General features: G+C 61.4%; 20 protein-coding genes. 13 read left to right on the top strand and 7 right to left on the bottom strand.

The window, feature by feature from the left end; all coding sequences use genetic code 11:
- Positions 1–88: 88 nt before the first annotated feature.
- From norR to AB4Z20_RS10825, 4 genes are all read left to right on the top strand, one after another.
- The gene (gene norR / locus AB4Z20_RS10840) at positions 89–1,645 is read left to right on the top strand and encodes a nitric oxide reductase transcriptional regulator NorR (RefSeq protein WP_442089867.1); all 1,557 of its coding nucleotides are present in this window, start codon (positions 89–91) and stop codon (positions 1,643–1,645) included.
- Positions 1,646–1,843: 198 nt separating this feature from the next.
- A complete protein-coding gene (locus tag AB4Z20_RS10835; protein WP_014340109.1) occupies positions 1,844–2,746 on the top strand; it encodes a chemotaxis protein CheV in 903 nt (300 codons plus the stop codon).
- 261 nt (positions 2,747–3,007) lie between these two features.
- The gene (locus AB4Z20_RS10830) at positions 3,008–3,757 is read left to right on the top strand and encodes a YkgJ family cysteine cluster protein (protein ID WP_442089866.1); all 750 of its coding nucleotides are present in this window, start codon (positions 3,008–3,010) and stop codon (positions 3,755–3,757) included.
- 211 nt (positions 3,758–3,968) lie between these two features.
- Complete coding sequence (locus AB4Z20_RS10825; RefSeq protein ID WP_253477994.1) at positions 3,969–4,940, top strand: 2-hydroxyacid dehydrogenase; 972 nt, start codon at positions 3,969–3,971, stop codon at positions 4,938–4,940.
- Positions 4,941–4,993: 53 nt separating this feature from the next.
- Here AB4Z20_RS10825 and AB4Z20_RS10820 read toward each other — a convergent pair whose 3' ends face one another.
- Positions 4,994–5,890 (bottom strand): DMT family transporter, encoded by an 897-nt coding sequence (locus AB4Z20_RS10820; protein ID WP_258689322.1) that lies wholly within the window; start codon positions 5,888–5,890, stop codon positions 4,994–4,996.
- Between the two features lie 136 nt (positions 5,891–6,026).
- Here AB4Z20_RS10820 and AB4Z20_RS10815 point away from each other — a divergent pair, with 136 nt between their 5' ends.
- Positions 6,027–6,902 carry a helix-turn-helix domain-containing protein gene (locus AB4Z20_RS10815; RefSeq protein ID WP_253478001.1) on the top strand — a complete coding sequence of 292 codons (876 nt, stop codon included), beginning with the start codon at positions 6,027–6,029 and terminating at the stop codon, positions 6,900–6,902.
- A gap of 149 nt (positions 6,903–7,051) precedes the next feature.
- Here AB4Z20_RS10815 and AB4Z20_RS10810 read toward each other — a convergent pair whose 3' ends face one another.
- Positions 7,052–7,462: an HPF/RaiA family ribosome-associated protein gene (locus tag AB4Z20_RS10810; RefSeq protein WP_253478003.1), complete on the bottom strand. Its 411-nt coding sequence runs from the start codon at positions 7,460–7,462 to the stop codon at positions 7,052–7,054.
- Positions 7,463–7,969: 507 nt separating this feature from the next.
- Here AB4Z20_RS10810 and AB4Z20_RS10805 point away from each other — a divergent pair.
- Positions 7,970–8,287, top strand: a complete 318-nt coding sequence (locus AB4Z20_RS10805; protein ID WP_214512505.1) for a DUF3509 domain-containing protein — start codon at positions 7,970–7,972, stop codon at positions 8,285–8,287.
- Here AB4Z20_RS10805 and AB4Z20_RS10800 read toward each other — a convergent pair.
- Positions 8,284–8,784 (bottom strand): phosphate-starvation-inducible protein PsiE, encoded by a 501-nt coding sequence (locus AB4Z20_RS10800; RefSeq protein ID WP_047699631.1) that lies wholly within the window; start codon positions 8,782–8,784, stop codon positions 8,284–8,286. The genes AB4Z20_RS10805 and AB4Z20_RS10800 overlap by 4 nt on opposite strands.
- A gap of 334 nt (positions 8,785–9,118) precedes the next feature.
- Here AB4Z20_RS10800 and AB4Z20_RS10795 point away from each other — a divergent pair, with 334 nt between their 5' ends.
- The gene (locus AB4Z20_RS10795; protein WP_003205410.1) at positions 9,119–9,379 is read left to right on the top strand and encodes a YebG family protein; all 261 of its coding nucleotides are present in this window, start codon (positions 9,119–9,121) and stop codon (positions 9,377–9,379) included.
- A 75-nt stretch (positions 9,380–9,454) separates the two neighbouring features.
- Here the strand turns inward: AB4Z20_RS10795 and AB4Z20_RS10790 are convergent, their stop codons facing one another.
- Entirely contained in the window at positions 9,455–10,846 is a 1,392-nt protein-coding gene (locus tag AB4Z20_RS10790) for an aminotransferase-like domain-containing protein (RefSeq protein ID WP_058543599.1), read from the bottom strand.
- Positions 10,847–11,188: 342 nt separating this feature from the next.
- On the opposite strand from AB4Z20_RS10790, the gene AB4Z20_RS10785 reads away from it, so the two are divergent.
- The 5 genes from AB4Z20_RS10785 (at position 11,189) to glyA (ending at position 16,621) form a co-directional block, all read left to right on the top strand.
- Positions 11,189–12,394, top strand: coding sequence for a benzoate/H(+) symporter BenE family transporter (locus AB4Z20_RS10785; protein ID WP_214512504.1), 1,206 nt, complete (start codon positions 11,189–11,191; stop codon positions 12,392–12,394).
- Positions 12,391–13,563, top strand: coding sequence for an NAD(P)/FAD-dependent oxidoreductase (locus AB4Z20_RS10780; RefSeq protein ID WP_214512503.1), 1,173 nt, complete (start codon positions 12,391–12,393; stop codon positions 13,561–13,563). The genes AB4Z20_RS10785 and AB4Z20_RS10780 overlap by 4 nt, the downstream gene beginning before the upstream one ends.
- 29 nt (positions 13,564–13,592) lie before the next feature.
- The gene (locus AB4Z20_RS10775) at positions 13,593–14,024 is read left to right on the top strand and encodes a Rid family detoxifying hydrolase (protein WP_003205417.1); all 432 of its coding nucleotides are present in this window, start codon (positions 13,593–13,595) and stop codon (positions 14,022–14,024) included.
- A gap of 93 nt (positions 14,025–14,117) precedes the next feature.
- A complete protein-coding gene (gene thrC / locus AB4Z20_RS10770; protein WP_253478006.1) occupies positions 14,118–15,371 on the top strand; it encodes a threonine synthase in 1,254 nt (417 codons plus the stop codon).
- Between the two features lie 11 nt (positions 15,372–15,382).
- Positions 15,383–16,621 carry a serine hydroxymethyltransferase gene (gene glyA / locus AB4Z20_RS10765; RefSeq protein WP_214512501.1) on the top strand — a complete coding sequence of 413 codons (1,239 nt, stop codon included), beginning with the start codon at positions 15,383–15,385 and terminating at the stop codon, positions 16,619–16,621.
- Positions 16,622–16,945: 324 nt separating this feature from the next.
- On the opposite strand, the gene AB4Z20_RS10760 is transcribed toward glyA, so the two are convergent.
- Positions 16,946–17,965, bottom strand: a complete 1,020-nt coding sequence (locus AB4Z20_RS10760) for a Glu/Leu/Phe/Val dehydrogenase family protein (RefSeq protein ID WP_003205422.1) — start codon at positions 17,963–17,965, stop codon at positions 16,946–16,948.
- A gap of 187 nt (positions 17,966–18,152) precedes the next feature.
- Here AB4Z20_RS10760 and AB4Z20_RS10755 point away from each other — a divergent pair, with 187 nt between their 5' ends.
- The gene (locus AB4Z20_RS10755) at positions 18,153–18,956 is read left to right on the top strand and encodes a SirB1 family protein (RefSeq protein ID WP_214512500.1); all 804 of its coding nucleotides are present in this window, start codon (positions 18,153–18,155) and stop codon (positions 18,954–18,956) included.
- A gap of 83 nt (positions 18,957–19,039) precedes the next feature.
- Here AB4Z20_RS10755 and maiA read toward each other — a convergent pair whose 3' ends face one another.
- Together maiA and fahA are read right to left on the bottom strand one after the other, a co-directional pair.
- Positions 19,040–19,675 (bottom strand): maleylacetoacetate isomerase, encoded by a 636-nt coding sequence (maiA, locus tag AB4Z20_RS10750; protein WP_258689324.1) that lies wholly within the window; start codon positions 19,673–19,675, stop codon positions 19,040–19,042.
- A 10-nt stretch (positions 19,676–19,685) separates the two neighbouring features.
- On the bottom strand, positions 19,686–20,990 hold the full coding sequence (fahA, locus tag AB4Z20_RS10745) for a fumarylacetoacetase (protein ID WP_253478026.1): 1,305 nt from the start codon (positions 20,988–20,990) through the stop codon (positions 19,686–19,688).
- Positions 20,991–20,992 lie beyond the last annotated feature (2 nt).

Raw genomic sequence — 20,992 nt, 5'->3', positions numbered from 1 at the left:
TTTTTTCCTTGAAGATCAGTAAGTTAAAAACAACGTAGTCATATCGACACGGCCAGTCTTATAGTCGTTACGACTACATGGAGTCATTATGACCGCAACCGCCCTGCTGACCTCCCTGCTGCCACTGGTGGCCGATCTGTCCCGCGAACTGCCTGAAGGCGAACGTTATCGGCGCCTGCTCGGCACCTTGCGAACCCTGCTGCCTTGCGATGCGGCGGCGTTGTTGCGCCTGGACGGCGACTGCCTGGTGCCGCTCGCCGTGGATGGCCTGAGCACCGATACGCTGGGCCGGCGATTCCGGGTCAGCGAACACCCGCGCTTCGAAGCGCTGCTGGCCAACCCGCAGCCCACCCGCTTCGCCGCCGACAGCGGCCTGCCCGATCCGTACGACGGACTGGTCGAGGGGCTCGCCGAGCATCTGGAAGTTCATGACTGCATGGGTTGCCCGCTGTTCGTCGACGAGCGGCCCTGGGGCCTGCTGACCCTGGATTCGCTGGATCCGGAGCGCTTCGAGCCCATCGACCTGAGTGCCCTGCAAGCCTTCGCCAGTCTCGCCGCCGCCACGGTCAGCGCCGCCGAGCGCATCGAGCGCCTGGCCCTGAAGGCCGAGGACGAGCACCGTCGCGCCGAGGTCTATCGCCAGGCCAGCGGCCAACAACCTCGCGACATGGTCGGCCAGAGCAAGGCCCACAAACGCCTGGTGGAAGAGATCGCGCTGGTGGGCAGCAGCGACCTGACGGTATTGATCACCGGCGAAACCGGCGTGGGCAAGGAACTGGTCGCCCAGGCCATCCATGCCGCGTCGAAACGTGCCGAGCAGCCACTCATCAGTCTCAATTGCGCCGCCCTGCCCGATACCCTGGTGGAAAGTGAACTCTTCGGCCATGTACGAGGTGCCTTCACCGGGGCCACGAACGACCGGCGCGGCAAGTTCGAACTGGCCGACGGCGGCACCTTGTTCCTCGACGAAGTGGGCGAGTTGTCCCTGACCGTCCAGGCCAAGTTGTTGCGGGTACTGCAAAGCGGCCAACTGCAACGCCTGGGCTCGGACAAGGAACACCGGGTCGATGTGCGCCTGATCGCGGCCACCAATCGCGACCTGGCCGAAGAAGTGCGCAACGGTCGTTATCGGGCCGACTTCTACCATCGCTTGAGTGTGTATCCGCTGCAGGTGCCGGCGCTGCGCGATCGCGGACGGGACGTGCTGCTGCTCAGCGGTTTTTTCCTGGAACACAATCGCTCGCGCATGGGCCTGGGCAGCCTGCGCCTGACCAGCGACGCCCAGGCCGCACTGCTGGCGTACGACTGGCCGGGCAATGTGCGCGAACTGGAACACCTGATTGGCCGCAGCGCCTTGAAGGCCTTGGGCCGGTGCGCGACGCGCCCGAAAATCCTCAGCCTCAGCGCCCAGGACCTGGATTTGCCCCAGGCACCTGTGGACAACCCCACACCTTCGTCCATCCTCCCGGTGCCGACCGCGCAGGGCGTAACGGGGGACTTGCGCGAAGCGGTGGACGCGTTCCAGCGCACGCTGATCGCTGCCAGCCTGGAGCGTCACCAACACAACTGGGCCAGCGCCGCCCGGGAGCTGGGGCTGGACCGGGCGAACCTGGGACGGATGGCAAAACGGCTTGGCCTGAAATAGTGGCTGGGGGTGCTTTTGTGGCGAGAGAGCAAGCTCCCTCGCCACAAAAGCTATCCCGCACAAGGATCTTGTTACAACGATCCATGCTATCGACAAGCTTTCGTCCTAAAGCCTGTCCCCGACAAGTCGATAACCCAATATCACAAGCTGTTCTGGCGATCGCTATGCTCGCCCCACCTTTTTCCACAGAAGGTTTTTATGTCTTCCAACAAAGCCCGCGCAGATTCACTTTCGCTTCTGCTGTTTACTTTGCGCAGCGGCAAGCTGATGGCAATCAACCTGCTCAAGGTCAGCGAAATCATTCCCTGCCCACCCTTGACCAAGCTGCCGGAGTCGCATCCGCACGTCAAAGGCATCGCCACCCTGCGCGGGACATCGTTGTCGGTGATCGACCTGAGCCGCGCCATTGGCGAACGACCGCTGGAAGACCCGGATGGCGGCTGCCTGATCGTCACTGACGTCAGCCGCTCCAAACAGGGCCTGCATGTGCAAGCGGTGAGCAAGATCGTGCATTGCCTGACCACAGACATCAAACCGCCGCCCTACGGCTCCGGCGGTGTGCGCTCGTACATCACCGGCGTGACCTCGGTGGACGGCACGCTGGTGCAGGTGCTGGACATCGAAAAGGTCATCCACGGCATCGCACCGGCACAGATCGAAACCGCGCCGACCGAACTGAGCATGGAAGACGCCGAGGTGCTGGGCAACGCACGGATCCTGGTGGTCGATGACAGCCAGGTCGCGCTGCAGCAATCGGTGCACACCCTGCGCAACCTGGGCCTGCAATGCCACACCGCCCGCAGCGCCAAGGAAGCCATCGAATGCCTGTTGGACCTGCAAGGCACGGCCGAACAGATCAACCTGATCGTCTCGGACATCGAGATGTCGGAGATGGACGGCTACGCCCTCACCCGGACCCTGCGCGAAACACCGGACTTCGCCCACCTCTACGTGTTGCTGCACACCTCGCTGGACAGTGCCATGAACAGTGAAAAAGCCCGGCTGGCCGGCGCCAACGGCGTGCTCACCAAGTTTTCCTCACCGGAACTGACCAAGTGCCTGATCACGGCGGCCAAGGCCGTTGCCGAGCAAGGTCACTGAGTCATATCGGTTGCTCGCTTCTGCGTTCCAGCGCGGGAGCGATCAGCGTCCGACAACCTCGGGCATACTCTTGTCCTGGCTTCCCGGAACAAGGCACCGAGTTGTGCCTCTACCGCAAAAAAACCAAAACCGCCTACGTGACCGAGTGGGACTCGATCGGCCCTGCCGCTACCGACCGGTGAGTGGCGCATAACTTGCTTCGCACGGTCCATCACGGCGTTTTTCTGTCGCCGTCCCCAGCCTTCTGCGACCGGGCGCTCAATGAACACAACGTTTTCCTGTGTAGGGTGCGGCAAATGCTGCACCGATCACCACGTCCCCCTGACCCTCGACGAGGCCCGGATGTGGGCGGACGACGGCGGCCAGGTGATTGTCCTGGTAGAAGCCTTCCTGCCCAACGGCCTCGGCCTGCCGGCAGGGCAACGCGAGCATGCCGAGCGCCGCTCGGCGGTGGTCCGCAGCGGCAGCACCGAGGCCCTTGTGGCGATCACCTTTGCCGCCTACAACGTCGGCCGTTGTCGGAATCTTGACGAAGAAAACCTGTGCCGCATCTATGAGCGTCGCCCCTTGGTGTGCCGCATCTATCCGATGGAAATCAACCCGCACATCCCCCTCAATATCGCCGTCAAGGAATGCCCTCCAGAGTCATGGGAAACCGGGCCACAACTGATACTCGGCGGTGAACTGGTCGATCAGGAATTGGTTCGGTTGATCGAGCGTTCACGCCAGGCCGACCGTGAAGAGATCGCCATCAAGGACCGCATCTGCGCCGCCCTGGGCATCCGCACCACCGCGCTCAAGGGCGACGGCTTCACCGCGTATCTGCCGCAGATGAACGCATTCGTGGCCGCCCTCGATCAGGCACGCCTGCAACCTGCACAACAACACATCAGTGAGTGGCAGTTCCACCTGTCTGGCGATGACGTGGCCCGCCAGGTATTGGCCAGCGGCGCGCGGGTGGTCACTGAGGCACCGGTCAATTACGCCTTTATTTCGCTGCGGGCGGCGTAGATATCCAAAGGATGAAGTAGAGCCCCTGTGGGAGCGAGCTTGCTCGCGATGGCGGACTGGCAGCCGACATCCATGTTGAATGGTCTACAGCGATCGCGAGCAAGCTCGCTCCCACAGGGGTTGGCTACATTCCCAATCAAACTCCCCCTCGCCTAACCCTCGCCAGGAATGTTAGCGTGCTTGGTATATTCTCCCCGATGAGCCTTGCACGATGAAAAAAACCGTACTTGCCTTCAGCCGTATCACGCCCCAGGTGGTCGAGCGCCTGCAACAGGACTTCGACGTGATCGTGCCAAGCCCGTCCAAGGGCGATATCAACGCACAGTTCAACGAAGCCCTGCCCCACGCCCACGGGCTGATCGGGGTCGGTCGCAAGCTCGGGCGCGAGCAACTGCAAGGCGCCGCGAACCTGCAAGTGGTATCCAGCATATCGGTGGGCTACGACAACTATGACCTGGCCTACTTCAATGAGCGCGGGATCCTGCTCACCAACACCCCCGACGTACTCACCGAAAGTACCGCCGACCTGGCCTTCGCCCTGCTGATGAGCAGCGCCCGGCGCGTGGCCGAACTGGACGCCTGGACCAAGGCTGGCCAATGGCAGGCGACAGTCGGCCCGCAACTGTTCGGCAGCGATGTCCATGGCAAGACCCTGGGTATCGTCGGCATGGGCAACATCGGCGCGGCCATTGCCCGGCGTGGCCGGCTGGGGTTCAACATGCCGATCCTCTACAGCGGCAACAGCCGCAAGACCGAACTGGAAAACCAATTGGGCGCACAATTTCGCGAACTGGACCAGTTGCTGGCCGAAGCGGACTTCGTCTGCCTCGTCGTGCCATTGAGCGAGAAGACCCGCCATCTGATCGGCCAGCGCGAATTGGGCCTGATGAAACCGAGCGCCATCCTGGTCAACATTTCCCGGGGCCCGGTGGTGGATGAACCGGCGCTGATCGAAGCCCTGCAGAACAATCGCATCCGCGGCGCCGGGCTGGATGTCTACGAGAAAGAACCGCTGGCCGAATCGCCGCTGTTCCAGTTGAAAAACGCCGTCACCCTGCCCCACATCGGCTCAGCCACCCACGAAACCCGCGCCGCCATGGCCGATCTGGCTGTGGATAACCTGCGCAGTGCATTGCTGGGCGAGCGACCGCAGAACCTGGTCAATCCGCAAGTCTGGAAATAGAACACACTGTGGCGAGGGAGCTTGCTCCCTCGCCACGGGATTATCACTAGACGTTATGTCAGCGCGACTTTCGCGGCCACTGGCCGAGGCTTGCGAAACACCAGCACGTTACCCAGCATCACCAACACCAGCCCCACCAATGCCGGCGCCGTCCACTGGTAGCCCTCGACAAACGCCGAGACGTTCAACGCCACCACCGGGAACAACACGGTGCAATACGCCGCCCGTTCCGGCCCCATGCGTCCCACCAACGTCAGATAGGCCGTAAAGCCGATCACCGAACCCGGGATCACCAGGTACAACAGCGAGCCGATGTAGCGCGTGTTCCATTCCATGTCGAACGGGATGCCTTTGAACGCACACCACACCGCCAGCATCGCCGCGCCATAAGCCATGCCCCAGGCATTGGTGGTCAACGGCTTGAGACCGGCCTTCTGTTGCAGGCTCGACAGCATGTTGCCTGCCGAGAAACACAAGGTGCCCAGCAACGCCAGCGCCAAGCCAAGCAAGGTTTGCGGGCTTGCGCTATGGCCGGCCAGTTCCGGCCAGAACAGCAGCGCCAGCCCCGAAAGCCCCAGGGCGCCACCCAACAGCACGTTACGGGCAATCCGCTGACCGAAGAACACGCGGGCATTGAGGGCGTTCCAGAGCGTGGCGGTGGAAAACACCACAGCGACCAACCCACTGGGAATCCACTGGCTGGCGGTCAGGAAGCACATGAAGTTGATGCAGAACAGGCACAGACCCTGGGCAACGCAAATCAAATGGCCGCGCCGGTTCATCACCTGCAAGCGCCGGCTGAGCAAGAGCATCGCAAACAGGATCAGGGCCGCAAGGCCGAAGCGATAGACAATCGACACGGGAATGGCGACGACGCCCAACTGCAATTTCAGGGCAATCCAGGTGGTGCCCCAGATGAGCACCGTAAGCAGATACAACGAGAGGTTCATGGGGACGGCTCCTGACAATGACGTTCAGTGTCCCGCTGCCATTGACCCGGCGCTTGCATAAACTTGCGGTTTTTTCCGCAGGCTGGCTGGCGTGGATCGGCCGACGGAGTAGGATGCAAGCGTTGGAGAACCGATCATGTCCACACTGCAAACCCTGCAAGTCTTTCAAGCCCTCAACAGCTCGCCCAATGCTCGCCTGGAGCACAGCGCCGAACTCGGGGACGGCTTGGCGGCCGCTTTGTGGAGCAATCACCACGACGCCCAGGACTACGAGGCGCCGACTCACCATACGCTGTCATGCTACATCGCGGGCGGCACCGGTACGTTTCGCCGCGAGCGGCCCGACACCACGGGCGCGCCGGGCAAACTCTGCGTACTGCCCGCCGGACATCAATCGGCCTGGGTCATCAACGGCGACATTCGCCTTGCCCACCTGTATTTCAGCGCTGAACAATTCGCCCTGGGGTGCGTCACGCTGCTGGACCGCGAACCGCGGCAGGTGCAACTGCACGAGGAGACCTTCCTCGACGACCCGCGACAGGCACAGCGTTTTCGCCAGTTGATCGCGCTGAACTGGGACGAGCCCGGTGAACGCCTGCTGACCACTAGCCTGGCCCATGACTTGCTCAATCATCTGCTGCTCAGCCAGGTCGGCCAACGCCAGGGGCTTCGCCTCAAGGGCGGCCTGGCGGCTCACCTACGGCGGTTGCTGGTGGATTACGTCGACAGCCACTTGGCCGATGCCATCAGCCTCGGCCAATTGGCGGCGCTGTGTGCGTTGTCCGAATACCACTTCGCGCGGATGTTCCGCGAAAGCTTCGGGCTGCCTCCTCATCAATATGTGCTGGCCAGACGCTTGACCTGCGCGCGGCATTTGCTGCGCACCACTTCACAACCGTTGGGCGAGGTGGCATTGGCCTGCGGATTTGCCAGCGCCAGCCACTTCACCAATCGATTCCGTCAGGCCCTGGGCGCAACGCCTGGGGAGTATCGGCAGGCGTTCTTGCGCTAGCGCCGGCTATTGCCATCGCGAGCAAGCTCGCTCCCACAGGAGAATGCGATCAATGCAGGTGGGTTTGCTTGCCACACTGGACCGATAAAACCAAAACGGGCCTGCGATTGCAGGCCCGTTTTTCAGTCGCAAGTGAAATGAACGAGGTTTCAGCCGTGAAGCGCGGCCCGTTCGTTCTCCAGGAATTCTTCTTCCAGCAGCGCATCGGCCAGGGCTATGGACTCAGTCGGCGTCGAATCGACGGCGCGCTTGCCGCGCAGTTTGCCGAACAAATGCTCCAGGGCATTTTCAAGTTTGGTGGCCGCGCCTTCGATCGCCAGTTCCAGCGATTCGGCCTTGTGCGTGACGGAAATCGGCTGATGGCCCTTCGGCCGTGCTTCAAGCTGGCAACGCAGATCATGGGGACCTGGCTTGTCGCCGTTCTCGTCCCGCAAATGAACCTCGACCCGTGTCAGGTCCTCTTCATAACGTTCGAGCGTGCTTTCGATGGTAGTACGTACCCACTCCTCCAGTCGGATGCTGCTTTGAATATGGTTGTCGCTGTTGACTTGGATTTGCATAGTTCATCCCTTATTTCAGCTAGCTCGCCGGGGGCCGTCGACGTTGATGCAACGGCCCCTTGAATACAGAGTCGGGCTGGCGGAAGAACAATTCAACCCCTAAAAAAAGATAAATATTCATACGCAAATAAAGCCAGACAACAGGCAAAAGCGCTGTTAATGTCGGGAGTTACCCCTGCCCTGCCTACCCACCGTAAATCGCCTCCCCTCCTGCACCGTCAGCGAACATCCGCGCTTTATTGCCCCGAAACGGGCAGCGACCACAGCCGCATTCCAGAGCGTTCGGCGCCCAGGCTCCGTGATCATTGTCCGACAGTTTTTCCGGCATGCCACTTGCTAACTCCCTGCAGGAGCTGCCGCAGGCTGCGATCTTTTGATCTTGGGCCTGCCTGGCCCCTGGAATCTTGAGCTGAACACGATCATGGAATGGCCGGTGGTCCGGTGTTGCGAACTAATCCCGATCATGGCCGGTCAACAACTGCACGTTCAATCAGGCGGTGACGCATCATGGACAACCCTTTTCAGATCATTACCGACGCCTTTGCGCCGCATTATCAAATCAACCTGAGCATTCAGGGCCTGGACGGCAGCATCATGCTGACCCTGTCCAAGAGCGGGCGCATCGTCGCCAAACGCATGATCAGCGCCTTGCAGCGCAACGACCCGGAGCGCCTCAAGCGCCTGGTGCAAAGTATCCAGTTCGGCATCGCCATCGAGCAGGGCCACAGCGCCGTGGCCATCCTCGAAGCCATGACCGGCGGTGACAGCATCAAGCTGCCACCACCGCACGCGCAGGGGCCGGCGTCCTCTGCCGCCGGGATCTAGATTTCTCCTTTCTCCACCTCGGCATGTTCGCTGGAACCCGCGCCGACCTTACGGTGCGGGTGCTCGATCTTCACCGAGGGGAACTGCGACGAAGCGTAGCGCACCACCAGGATCGAAAACGCCAGCAGCAGGATGCCACCGCACAAGTAGATGATCCCCAGGTCTGGCGGGCTGTGATGGGAAACGTTGGAAATCAGCAGCCGCGTCAGCGCCGTGATCGCCACGTAGATCAGAAACCGCACCGGCATGTGGTTGGTCTTGAAGTAGATCCCGACCATCGCCCCCAATTCCAGGTAGATGAACAGCAGCAGGATGTCATCGATCTTGATGTGTCCTGCTTCGATCATCTGCAAGAATTCCATCACCGCCGCCCACGCGGTCACCGCACCGATGGCGAACAGCGCCAGGTAGTGGAAGGTCTCGACGAACAGGTTTCCCAGGGATTCGGCCAGTTGATGGACGTTCTGGCGCAGGTTCTCGGCCCAGTTGATTTTCACGATGTAGTTTCCTTAGGTCGGCTCGACCGGATGATGCGGGTTGGACGTGACGGTTGTTCTGCATGCAGAAAAAAGGCCAGCGACTGGGGTGAGATGGCGATAGGCTGGTATTCGGCACTTTGGGGAGCTTCATGCGCCTGATCGCGAGCAAGCTTTGCTCCCACACAAGCTTTACTCCCGCAAGCCTTGCACCCACAAGCTTTGCTCTCACATGCCGAAACCGGTCTACATTAAAAAGCCACTATCCAAAGCAAGAGGATTCGCTTATCCTTTTGCCTGTATATAAATACAGTAGTCACAAAGACAACCAATGTGAAGGCATGTGAGGTGGTGAATGGCCGTCGAAGTGGTATACCGCAGCAGCCGAGATCTGGAGCGCTTGTTCATGGATAAAGCCGAAGCTGACCGTCATGACAAAATGCTGGAACTCGCCGAATTGCTGGCAGAGGTGTTGCAAAAAGCCGTTCCATCGCTGAGCGAGCAACAGGTCGAGGAAGCCGGGATCTATATGGCGAAGAATCGTGATGTGTTCGCCAAGGCATTCAAGAGCCAGCCGGACGCCTTGTCCGAACTGCTCAATCCGTCGGACGAATAACTAAAAAAGATCGCAGCCTTCGGCAGCTCCCACATGGAATACACCGTGTAGGAGCTGCCGAAGGCTGCGATCTTTTTAGTAATAACGGCGCGGATCTGAATCGATCAGGCTCGCCAGTTTGGTCAGGGCGAAACGCAGTTCGTCCTGGCTGGTAGGGGACATCAACACCAGCCGTACACAGCGGGTGGTCCCTGAGCGCTCAGCCTGGAACTGGGTGCCGCTGAGCACCAATACGCCGTTGGCCCGGGCGAGCATGGTGAACTCGTCGCTGGTCCATGGCTCCGGCAGCGTCAACCAGACGTGATAGGAATATGGCTGGGTCTTGAGCTCGAAATTGGCAAAGATTTCCCGGGCGATCGCTTGTCGCCCCGCCGCCTCGTTGCGCTGGATGCGAATCAGTTTCTTGTCCAGGCCTTCGGTAATCACATTGCTGGCCAACTGCGCGGTCAATGGCGACGGCATCCAGACGCTGCTGCGCACCATCGAGGTCAGGCGCGACAGCAGTTTCGGCGGGCTGTAGATATAACCGACGCGAAGCGCCGGCATGACCGATTTCGACAGGCTGGTCAGGTACACCGAACGGTCCGGCGCAAAGGCCGACAGTGGCTTGATCGACGGATCGGTGGCCAGGAAGCCATAGATATCATCGTCCAGGATGATGAAGTCGAATTCCTCGGCAAGCGCGGCAATCTGGGCCCGACGCTTCTGCGACATGATCGCCGCCGTCGGGTTCTGGCAGGTCGCCACGCAGACCAGCATCGCCGGCTTCTCTCGCAGGCACAGTTCGCGCAACGCTTCGGGAATGATGCCTTCGTCATCCATTGGCACGCCACGCAGGCGACGCTCAAGACCGTGGGCCAGTGAAATGATGCCCGGGTAGCAAAGCGCTTCGCAGAGCACCAGGTCGCCGGCGTTGGTCAGGGCGCTCATCGCCACCATCAAGCCATGCTGGGCCCCTGCGGTAATCACCACTTGCTGCCATTGTGCGTCGGGCAATGAATGACGCAACCATTGCGCTCCCGCCTCGCGATGCGCCGGGTGACCGCCATCCGGCGCGTAATCCAGTGCGCGAGCGAAATCGGTGCTCTTGGCCATGCCCACCAGGGCGCCACGCAACCAGTACTCCAGGGTTTCGCTGTAGGGCTTGATGATCGAAAGATCGAGCAGTTCGGATTGCCCCAGGTTCAGTGGCGCGGCAGCACTGTTGCTGGCCGGCAGCTCCAGCTGCTTCTGGTTGAGCACGTAGGTGCCACGCCCCACTTCCCCCTGCACCAACCGACGCCGATGAGCCTCGCTATAGGCCCGGCTGATGGTGCCCGGCGTGACATTCAAGGTAGTGGCCAGCTCCCGCAAGGTCGGCAGGCGATCGCCCTCGTTCAGCACGCCGTTGTTGATATCGCGCGCCAACGCATCGGCAATCGACAAATACATCGGTTGGCTGAACTCGCTTAGCTGGGGAACCCACATGAATGATCACTGCCCATCGTAGAAATGATGAATATCCGAGCATATCACATGGAGGTTAGGCAACTAATAATTCGACACAATCGACACATTGAATCGATTGATACGATTATTGAATCGTTTCTCAATGCAACATTGAGAATTTTTTACAATAAAAAATATCAATTAAAATCAAATAGTTAACTCATGAAAAGCGCGAAAAAAGCCCGTCATAGCAGAAAAATATCTCGTAACAATCCCGCCCCCTATTGAATCAACTCAATTCATTCAAATACACTGATCTCGAATCGAAGCAATCGACTCAATCATTCACTGCGCGCTCCTGTCGCGCCAAGTCGAGACATCATGGACACATTCAGAAAGGATCTATCCCTGTCGGCGATCATCGCGGGCTTCATCGCCGTGATCATTTCCTACGCCGGCCCGCTCATCATCGTGTTCCAGGCAGCCAAGGAAGCGCACCTGCCCAACGACGTGGTGTCCTCATGGATCTGGGCCATTTCCATTGGCAGCGGGATTACCGGCCTGTTCCTGAGCTGGCGCCTGCGTGTTCCGGTCATCACCGCGTGGTCGACACCGGGTGCAGCGTTACTGGTGTCGATGCTGCCCACCGTGACCCTGCCCCAGGCTATCGGTGCCTATGTGGTGGCGTCGGTGATCATCGCGCTGGTCGGCCTGTCCGGTGCGTTCGACAAATTGATGAGCCGCCTGCCCAAGGCCATTGCCGCCGCCATGCTCGCCGGGATCCTGTTCCGCTTCGGCGCCGAGCTGTTCACCTCGATCAAACTGCAGCCGGCGCTGGTGTTGGCGATGATCGCGGCGTACCTGATCTTCAAGCGCTTTTCGCCACGCTACGCGATCCTGTCGGTGCTGATCGTCGGTTGCGCGGTGGCCGCCTCGTTCGGTGAACTCAACAGCACCTCGATCACCATCGCCGTGGCCCAGCCGGTCTTCATCGCCCCTGAATGGAACTGGCACGCAATCATCAACATCGGCCTGCCACTGGCGCTGGTGACCTTGACCGGCCAGTACGTGCCAGGCATGGCCGTGTTGCGCACCTCGGGCTACAACACGCCAGCACGCTCGATCATTTCGGTCACCGCGATTGGCTCGATCCTGATGGCCCCATTCGGTTCCCACGGTTTGAACCTGGCGGCCATTACCGCAGCGATCTGCACCGGCCGCGAAGCCCACGAAGACCGCGACAAACGCTACATGGCCGGGATCGCCTGCGGGGTGTTCTACATCCTGATGGGCACCTTTGGCGCCACCCTGGCCTCGGTGTTCTCGGCTCTGCCGAAAGAATTGATCGCCTCCCTCGCCGGTCTCGCCTTGTTTGGCGCGATCAGTGCCGGGCTGACCGGCGCCATGGCTGACGAGAAACAACGCGAAGCGGCACTGATCACCTTCCTGGTGACGGCTTCGGGCATGAGCTTCCTCGGCCTGGCCGCCGCATTCTGGGGCTTGATCTTCGGCCTCGTGGCGCACTTCGTGCTGAGCTACACCCGCGAACGCAAAGCCGCCGTTATCGCCGAGGGCAGCCGACCATGACCGCTCGTTACGACTTCATTGTAGTGGGTGGCGGCATCGCCGGCGTGTCTGCCGCTTATGAATTGGCAGCCCATGGCAGCGTCTGCCTGCTCGAACAGGAACAGCAACTGGCCTATCACACCACGGGGCGTTCAGCCGCGATCTCGATGGAAAGCTACGGCAACCAACAGATCCGCTCACTGACTTGTGCGTCCCGGCGCTTCTTCGAAAACCCGCCCGAGGGCCTGGCCGAGCATCCGCTATGGTCGCCCCGGGGCGCGCTGATCGTGGCCCAGGCGGCACGGGTGGACAAACTCAAAGCGCGTTTCAGCGCCGTCCTGGGGCAAGTGCCCACGGCCGAGCTGCTCGACGACAAGCAAGTGCAGGAGCTGGTCCCCTACCTCGCCGAAGGCGCCTGGAGCGCCGGGATCTACGAGCCCAGCGCCTTCGATCTGGATGTGCATGGCATCCACGGCGCCTACCTCGGTGGGCTGCGGGCCCGCGGTGGTGTGATCAAGCGCGAGACCGAAGTGCTGCGTGGCGAATATCGCGACGGGCACTGGCGCTTGCACACCCAGGACGGCCAGCAATTGCAAGCAGCCATCGTGGTCAACGCCGCCGGTGCCTGGGCCGATGAATTCGCCGAGCGCTGCGGCGTGCCCAAGGTCGGTGTCCGACCATTGCGGCGCACCGTGCTGGCGGTCGATCCACAATGCGACGTGCACCACACGCCTTACCTGGGCACGGTCGACGAGGACATTTTCATCAAGCCTGAAGCCGGGCGGCTGATCGTCTCCCCCTGCGATGAAAGCCCTTCATTGCCCTGCGACGCACTGCCGGAAGAACTTGACCTGGCCATCACCATGGATCGCCTGCAAAACACCACGCGCCTGCGCCCGCGCTCGATCATCAACAAATGGGCGGGCCTGCGAACCTTCGTCGCCGACCGCTCGCCGGTACTCGGCCAGGACCCACAGCAAGAGAGTTTTATCTGGCTCGCCGCCCTCGGTGGCTACGGCATCCAGGCCGCGCCCGCCATTGCACGCCTGTGCAGCCATGCGGCGCTGGGCATCGCCATGCCGGACGACCTGGCGGCGCTGCAACTCAACTACCAGCATTTTTCCCCGGCCCGTTGCCGCGACGAGGAATTTTCCAGCCTGGCCGTCAAGCAGGTTGCCGATTTGCACTAACCCCCATCCACTTAACAAGGAACGTCACTATGCAAACCACCGCTCAAATCCAGCCCGCCGCCAAACCTTTCCTGGGCGAAGAGAACGTCATTTTCACCGACAAGGCACCATTGCCGCTGGGTACCTATTCCCAGGGCATCAAGGTCAGCCACGGGCAGACCATCTACCTGTCGGCACAGACCCCGGTCTCGGCGCTGAACAACGAAGTGCTGGCCAAGGATTTCGAAGGCCAACTGCGCCAGACCCTCGACAACCTGGTGCAAATGGCCGAAGCGGCAGGTGGCACCCTGGCGAACGTGGTCAAGGTCACGGCGTTCATCACTGACTTGAGTGAGTTCCCGACCCTCAACCGCGTCATGGAAGAGTACTTCACCAAGCCCTACCCGGCCCGCACCACCGCCGGCGCCAGCGCACTGGCACGCAACACCCTGGTTGCCATCGACGCCATCATGGTGATCTGAAACACCTTCTGTCAGCGGAGTGCCCGTCGGTCTGGTGAGCTGGACCGACGTTGGCAAGGAAAGCACCAGCACAGCGTACTTTCAGAGGGTGACATGAAAAATTCGTACAGAGAGTATGTATTGCAATGCCTGGTTTGCGATCGAAGCTACCAGCCCCATGAGGTCAGCTATTACTGCCCTCATTGCAAAGTCGATGGTGCCCTGGACGCGCTTTACGATTACCCGGCACTCAAGCGCGAATGGTCCCGGGACAGCCTGGCCCATGACCACGCCCGTGGCATGTGGCGCTATGACCGCTTGATGCCGTTGAGCTCGACGCAGTTCATTCCACCGTTACTGGTGGGCAACACGCCGCTGTACTCGCGCCCGGAATTGCTCGGCAAGGGCGCCCGGATCAAAGTCTTCGTAAAAGACGAATCGCGACAACCGACCGGGTCGTTGAAGGATCGCGCCAGCGCCCTGGCGGTGGCCCACGCCATGCAGTCCGGTGCACGCACCGTGGCAGTGGCCAGCACCGGCAATGCCGCTTCGGCATTGGCCGGGATGAGCGCCAGCCTGGGCTTGCACAACGTCATTTACCTGCCCAAGAGCGCGCCACGGGAAAAGCTCGCGCAGATGCAGGGCTACGGCGCCGAGATCGTGCTGGTCGACGGGCAATATGACGAAGCCTTCGAACAATGTCTCAACGCCTGCGAAGAGCACGGCTGGTACAACCGCACCACCGGGATCAACTCGTACATGAGCGAAGGCAAGAAAACCGTCGCCTTCGAGATGTGCGAACAGCTCAACTGGCAAGTGCCGGACCTGGTGTTCGTGCCCGTCGGCAACGGCTGCATCCTGGGCTCGGTCTACAAAGGCTTTTTCGACTTGCTGCAATTGGGCTGGATCGAACGCATCCCACGCCTGATCGGCGTGCAGGCCGAGCACAGCAACTTCATGTACCGCGCCTGGCGCAACGACCGCTCGATGCAGAAAACCGAACGCCGCCCCCCCACCAGCCTGGCCAGCAGCATCAATGTGGCGCTGCCGCGTGATCGCCTCAAGGCCATGCGTGCGGTCACCGCCAGTGCCGGCGAGTTCATTTGTGTCAGCGACCCGAGCATTGTCGCCGCCGCCTCGAGATTGGCCGCCAGCACCGGGGTGTTCCCAGAAGCCGGCGCAGCCAGTGCCTTCGCCGGCCTGCTCAAGTACGCCGAAACACACCCCGACACACCGCAAACCGCCGTGATCCTGATCACCGGCAGCGGTTTGAAAGACACCTCCATTTTTCTATCCGACTCGACCAAAAGCCAGCCACGGGTGTTGCCGCATCACGTGACTGCGCCGCTGGCCGAGGCGCTTATCTAGGGAATCACACCATGAGCCTGCAAAATTTCGACCCCACCATTGCCCGCCTGATCGACCGCGAGCGCAACCGCCAGGAAACCCACCTGGAGCTGATCGCTTCGGAAAACTATGTCAGCGAGGAAGTGCTCCAGGCCCAGGGTTCCGTGCTCACCAACAAATACGCCGAAGGCTATCCGGGCAAGCGTTATTACGGCGGCTGCAAGGTCGTCGATGAAATCGAGAACCTGGCCATCGAACGCGCTCGCAAGTTGTTCAACTGCGAATACGTCAACGTGCAGCCGCACTCCGGCTCCCAGGCCAACCAGGCGGTTTTCCTGGCGGTACTTGAACCCGGCGATACCATCCTGGGCATGTCCCTGGCCCATGGCGGCCACCTGACCCACGGCGCCTCGGTGAATTTTTCCGGCAAGATCTACCGGGCATTTTCCTATGGCCTGGACACGGAAACCGAAACCCTCGACTACGAAGAAATGGAAGCCCTGGCCAGGGAACACCGGCCGAAGATGATCATCGCCGGGGCCTCGGCCTATTCGCGGACCATCGACTTCCAGCGCTTTCGCAAGATCTGCGATGAAATCGGTGCCTACCTGATGGTGGACATGGCGCACTACGCCGGGTTGATCGCTGCGGGCGTATATCCGTCGCCGGTTGGCATCGCCGACTTCATCACCTCCACCACCCACAAGACCTTGCGCGGCCCGCGCGGCGGTCTGATCCTGGCCAAGGCGCAATATGGCGCCCTGCTCGACAAGACGATTTTCCCGGTGTACCAGGGCGGCCCACTGATGCACGTCATCGCCGCCAAGGCCGTGGCGTTCAACGAAGCCTTGGGCGATGGGTTCAAGCATTACCAGCAGCGGGTGATCGACAACGCCCGCGTCATGGCCGACGTCCTGACCCGACGCGGCTTGCGGGTGGTGTCGGGCGGTACCGATTGCCACATGTTCCTGCTCGATCTGCGCTCGATGAACATCACCGGCAAAGACGCCGAAGCGTTGCTGGAAAGCGCCCATATCACCTTGAACAAAAACGCGATCCCCAACGATCCGCAGAAACCGGCCATCACCAGCGGCATTCGCATCGGCACGCCGGCCCTGACCACCCGTGGCTTTGGCGAAGCGGAATGTGCCGAAGTGGCGAACTTGATCGCCGACCTGCTGGAACAGCCGGACAACGCGGCGCGTCTGGAAAACACCCGACGCCGAGTGATGCATTTGTGCGAGTGCTTTCCGGTGTATCTGCTGAGGTAATGGCTGGATAAGGACAGCACGAAGCGCATATAGCGGCGAGCACAAACTGTGGCGAGGGAGCTTGCTCCCGCTGGGCTGCGAAGCGGCCCCATTGGATCGCTGCGATCATTCAGGCAGACCGCATCAGCCGGTTTACGACGGCTGCGCCGCCGAGCGGGAGCAAGCTCCCTCGCCACAGGGTGAGTGTTTGCCTGAAATGATCAGTCTGTGAGCACCAGAAAAACCTGTGGGAGCGAGCTTGCTCGCGATAGCGGTGTGACAGTCGATGAAGACATTGAATGTACGGCCGCTATCGCGAGCAAGCTCGCTCCCACAATTGGATTTTCAGCGGTACAACAAACGCTCCGCCAGCTCATCGGCCACCCGGGCCGGTGAGCGCTTCTCCGCCTGGGCGTGAGCGAATACTTCTGTGAGCCGGGCACCGATCTTCGACAGGTGCGCGGTGATCGTCGACAGTTCTTCGCCGCGATGCTTCAGGGCGACGTAGATCAGCCCGCCAGAGTTGATCACATAATCCGGCGCATAGAGAATTCCCCGTCTTTCCAACTGGTCGGCCACTTGCAGGTTGCTCAACTGATTATGGGCCGAGCCGGCAACGGCCGAGCAGCGCAGTTGTGCCACGCTTTGGCTGTTGAGCACCCCACCCAGCCCGCAAGGAGCAAGGATGTCGCAGGGCGTGCTGAGCAACGCGTCGTTGGCGATCGGATGGGCGCCCAGTTGCTCCATCGCCAATTGCACCTTGCCAGGGTCGATGTCGCTGACCAGCAACTCGGCACCGGCCGCATGCAGTTGTTCGGCCAGGGCATAACCGACATTGCCCAGGCCCTGGATGGCCACCCGCAGGCTTTCGAGGTTATCGCTGCCCAGGCGGGCCATGGCGGTGGCACGGATGCCGGCAAAAACCCCCATTGCCGCGTGCGGTGCGGGGTCTCCCGAGGCGGTGGTGCTGGTGACATGACGAGTCTGCTGGGCGATGCAATCCATGTCGGCCACCGACGTGCCGCTGTCGATGGCCGTGATATAGCGACCGTCCAACTGCTCGATACAGCGACCAAAGGCTTCGAACAACGCGGCCCGACTCTCGACATGGGCCGGGCGCATGATCACCGCCACCCCGCCGCCCACGGGCAAGCCGGCCAGCGCCGCCTTGTAGCTCATGCCTTGGGCCAGGCGTACGGCATCGGCCACGGCACTTTCGTCGTCGGGGTAGGCAAGATAACGACAGCCCCCCAGGGCGGGCCCCGGACGACTGCAATGAATGGCAATCACCGCCTTCAACCCGGTTGCCGGGTCTACGCTTAGGTGCAGCGATTCAAGGCGGGAGCTTTGCATGAGAGCAAACATCGAAAGGCTCCCGAATCACTTTGGTTTGTTTCGCCAGTATAGGCGTGCAGTCGAAATTTGCTGGAGCACGCCGGAATAAGTCGCCGGGGTGGTCAGTCTTTTTCGGCATAACCTGTTACCGCCTCTGTCCGAGACTGGACGAAAATCCACGGCAGAGCTAAAACGGGAGCATAGCCCGGAGAGTTTGATGAAACCGCGCCAAGCCTTTTTTGATTGTCTGCACCGCTCGCCACCGGCGCTGTTCGAAGCGGCGCTGTGGATCGCTGCCGAACATGATCGCGAGGTCGACGTACCGGCCTTGCTGAAAGATTTCAAGGAGCTGCAACAGCGGGTCAGCCATGGCCTGCCGATGCTGCCTGTCAGCGAACTGGGCCAGCCCTTGCTGCGACGGCTCAATGACTTGGGCTTCGCCCAGGACGACTTCACGCCTCTGCGACCACGAGCAGCGTTGCTGGACAAGGTCCTGGCACGCAAACGCGGGCAGCCCCTGGCCCTCGGCCTGATTGCCCTGGAACTGGCCCGAGGCCTGGAAATTCCGATGGTCGGTGTCAATTTCCCCGGGCATTTCCTGTTGAAGGTGCCCGGCGCCGATCACCTGCTCGATCCGTGCGGCGGCCGCCGGTTGTACCCCAATGACTGCCGGGAACTGCTACAGCGCCAATACGGCGCGAACATGCCGCTCAAGGCTGAACACCTGGTCAATGCCGAGCCGATGCAGATGCTGCAGCGCCTGTCGCGCAACCTGCGTCAACTGCATCTGGCGAACGACGATTACATCTCGGCCTTGATCGACGCCGAACGGGTACTGGAACTGGGCAACGCCAGCGCCGCCGACTACCTGGCTCGCGCCAGCCTGTATCAGCGACTCGATTGCCCCAACGCTGAACGCTTCGACCTGGAGCATGCCCTGATGCTCAGCGACGATCCGATCCAGCGGATCCGGCTGACGGAGCGGCTGGGGCATTTGCCGCCAAATTCGATTGTGCATTGAGCTGTCGTAGGGCTGCACATCGTTGTCGACGGTGAATCGCCTTCGCGAGCAAGCTCGCTCCCACAGGGACAAGTGACGAGCCCTTATGGAGTATCCGGCTGCTTCGCCGGGTGCGCCTGTTGGAACGCCGCATGCCCGGCCGCCAACGCCGCAACGCGACGGATCCGCGGATACGCCAGCAACGAAACATTAAATCGCTCGGCCGCGTACAACTGCGGGATCAGGTACACATCCGCCAGCCCCGGCGCTGCACCGAAGCAATAGCCGTCGTCGCCAATCAACTGCTCCACCGCCGCCAATCCCTGGCTGATCCAGTGCCCGATCCACTCCGCCACCTGCGTTTCATCGTGGCCCCACTGCCGCAATTTGTTGAGCACGCTGACGTTATGCAGGGGATGAATATCACAACCGATCAGCGCGGCGACGCCACGCTCATGGGCGCGTACCGCCAGGTCGGCGCTGAGCAGCCGCACCTGTGGATAACGTTCTTCCAGGTATTCGATGATGGCGGGCGATTGCACCAGCAGCGCGCCCTCATCGGTACGCAACGTCGGTACCCGACCCTGGGGGTTGATCGCCAGGTAGGCCGGCTGGCGATGCTCGCCCCCGGGCGCAGCGATCAGGTTGACGGGCAAGGCCTGGTAATCCAGCCCCTTGAGCGCCAACGCAATGCGCACCCGATAGGACGAGGTGGAGCGGTAATAGGTATAAAGTTCCATGCCCTGCCCCTCAACGCGCCGGCAGGATCTTGCCCCGGCACTCGCCGAAGCCGATGGACGCGAAACCTTCGCGGCGGCAACGGGCCCGCAAGATGATTTCGTCACCGTCCTCGAGGAATCGGCGCACTTCGCCAGACGCCAGTTCGATCGGTTTTTTACCGCCTTCGGTGATTTCCAGCAGACTGCCGAATTGATGGCTTTCAGGGCCCGACAGGGTGCCCGAGCCAAACAGGTCGCCGGCCTGCAACTGGCAACCGTTGACGCTGTGGTGCGCAACCATTTGCGCCACGGTCCAGTACATGTACTGGGTGTTGCTCAGGGTCAGGCGCTGGGCCGGCAGGTTTTGCTCGCCCATGGCCTCGGTCAGCAACAGGACTTCCAGTTCGATGTCGAAGGCACCGCCGGCCTGGTCACGCTTGTCCAGCAGATACGGCAGCGGTTGCGGATCGCCTTGCGGGCGTGCCGGTTGCGGACGACGGAACGGTTCCAGGGCTTCGGCCGTCACCACCCACGGCGAAATACTGGTCAGGAAACTCTTCGACAGAAATGGTCCCAAGGGCTGGTATTCCCACGCCTGGATATCCCGGGCCGACCAGTCGTTGAGCAGGCAGAACCCGCCAATGTGCTCGGCGGCATCGCCGATGGGGATCGGGTCGCCCAGGGCATTGCCCTTGCCGATCCAGATGCCCAGCTCCAGCTCATAGTCCAGCCGCGCACACGGGCCGAAGGTCGGCTCGGTCTGGCCGGCCGGCAGGGTCTGGCCCTTGGGGCGGCGCACGTCGGTGCCGGACGGGCGAATGGTCGAGGCGCGACCGTGGTAACCGATGGGGACGTATTTGTAGTTGGGCAGCAACGGATTGTCGGGGCGGAACAGCTTGCCCACATTCTGCGCGTGCTCGATACCGACGTAGAAGTCGGTGTAGTCGTTGATCCTGGCCGGCAGGTGCATCTGGCAGTCGGCAGCGAGGATCAACAGTTTCGCGCCCTGGGCTTCGACCTTGCCCCGCAGGGGGCTGTCCTCGCGCAGCAGTTCCAGCAGTCGTTCACGCAGGGCAACCCGGGCGTCTCGGCCCAGGTCGAAAAATGCATTCAACTGGCCGTCGGCCATGGCTTCGACAGCCTGGCGTGCCGCACCGTCAAACAAGCCCGCGTGCAGCGCCGCCTGCAGATCGAAAATCCGCTCGCCAATCGCCACGCCACTGCGCAGGGCACCGCCATCGACACTGAAGATACCCAAAGGCAGGTTCTGCAACGGGAAGTCCGTATGGCCGTTGGCGCAGGCGACCCAGCTACGGGCAGGGGAAAGTTGAGTCATGG

Origin of the sequence: Pseudomonas sp. KB_12 (genome assembly GCF_052114545.1) — a bacterium.
In the GTDB taxonomy this organism is placed as follows: domain Bacteria; phylum Pseudomonadota; class Gammaproteobacteria; order Pseudomonadales; family Pseudomonadaceae; genus Aquipseudomonas; species Aquipseudomonas brassicacearum.
Note: the sequence above shows the minus strand (reverse complement) of the source record. Positions and strands in the feature narration are given on the sequence as shown.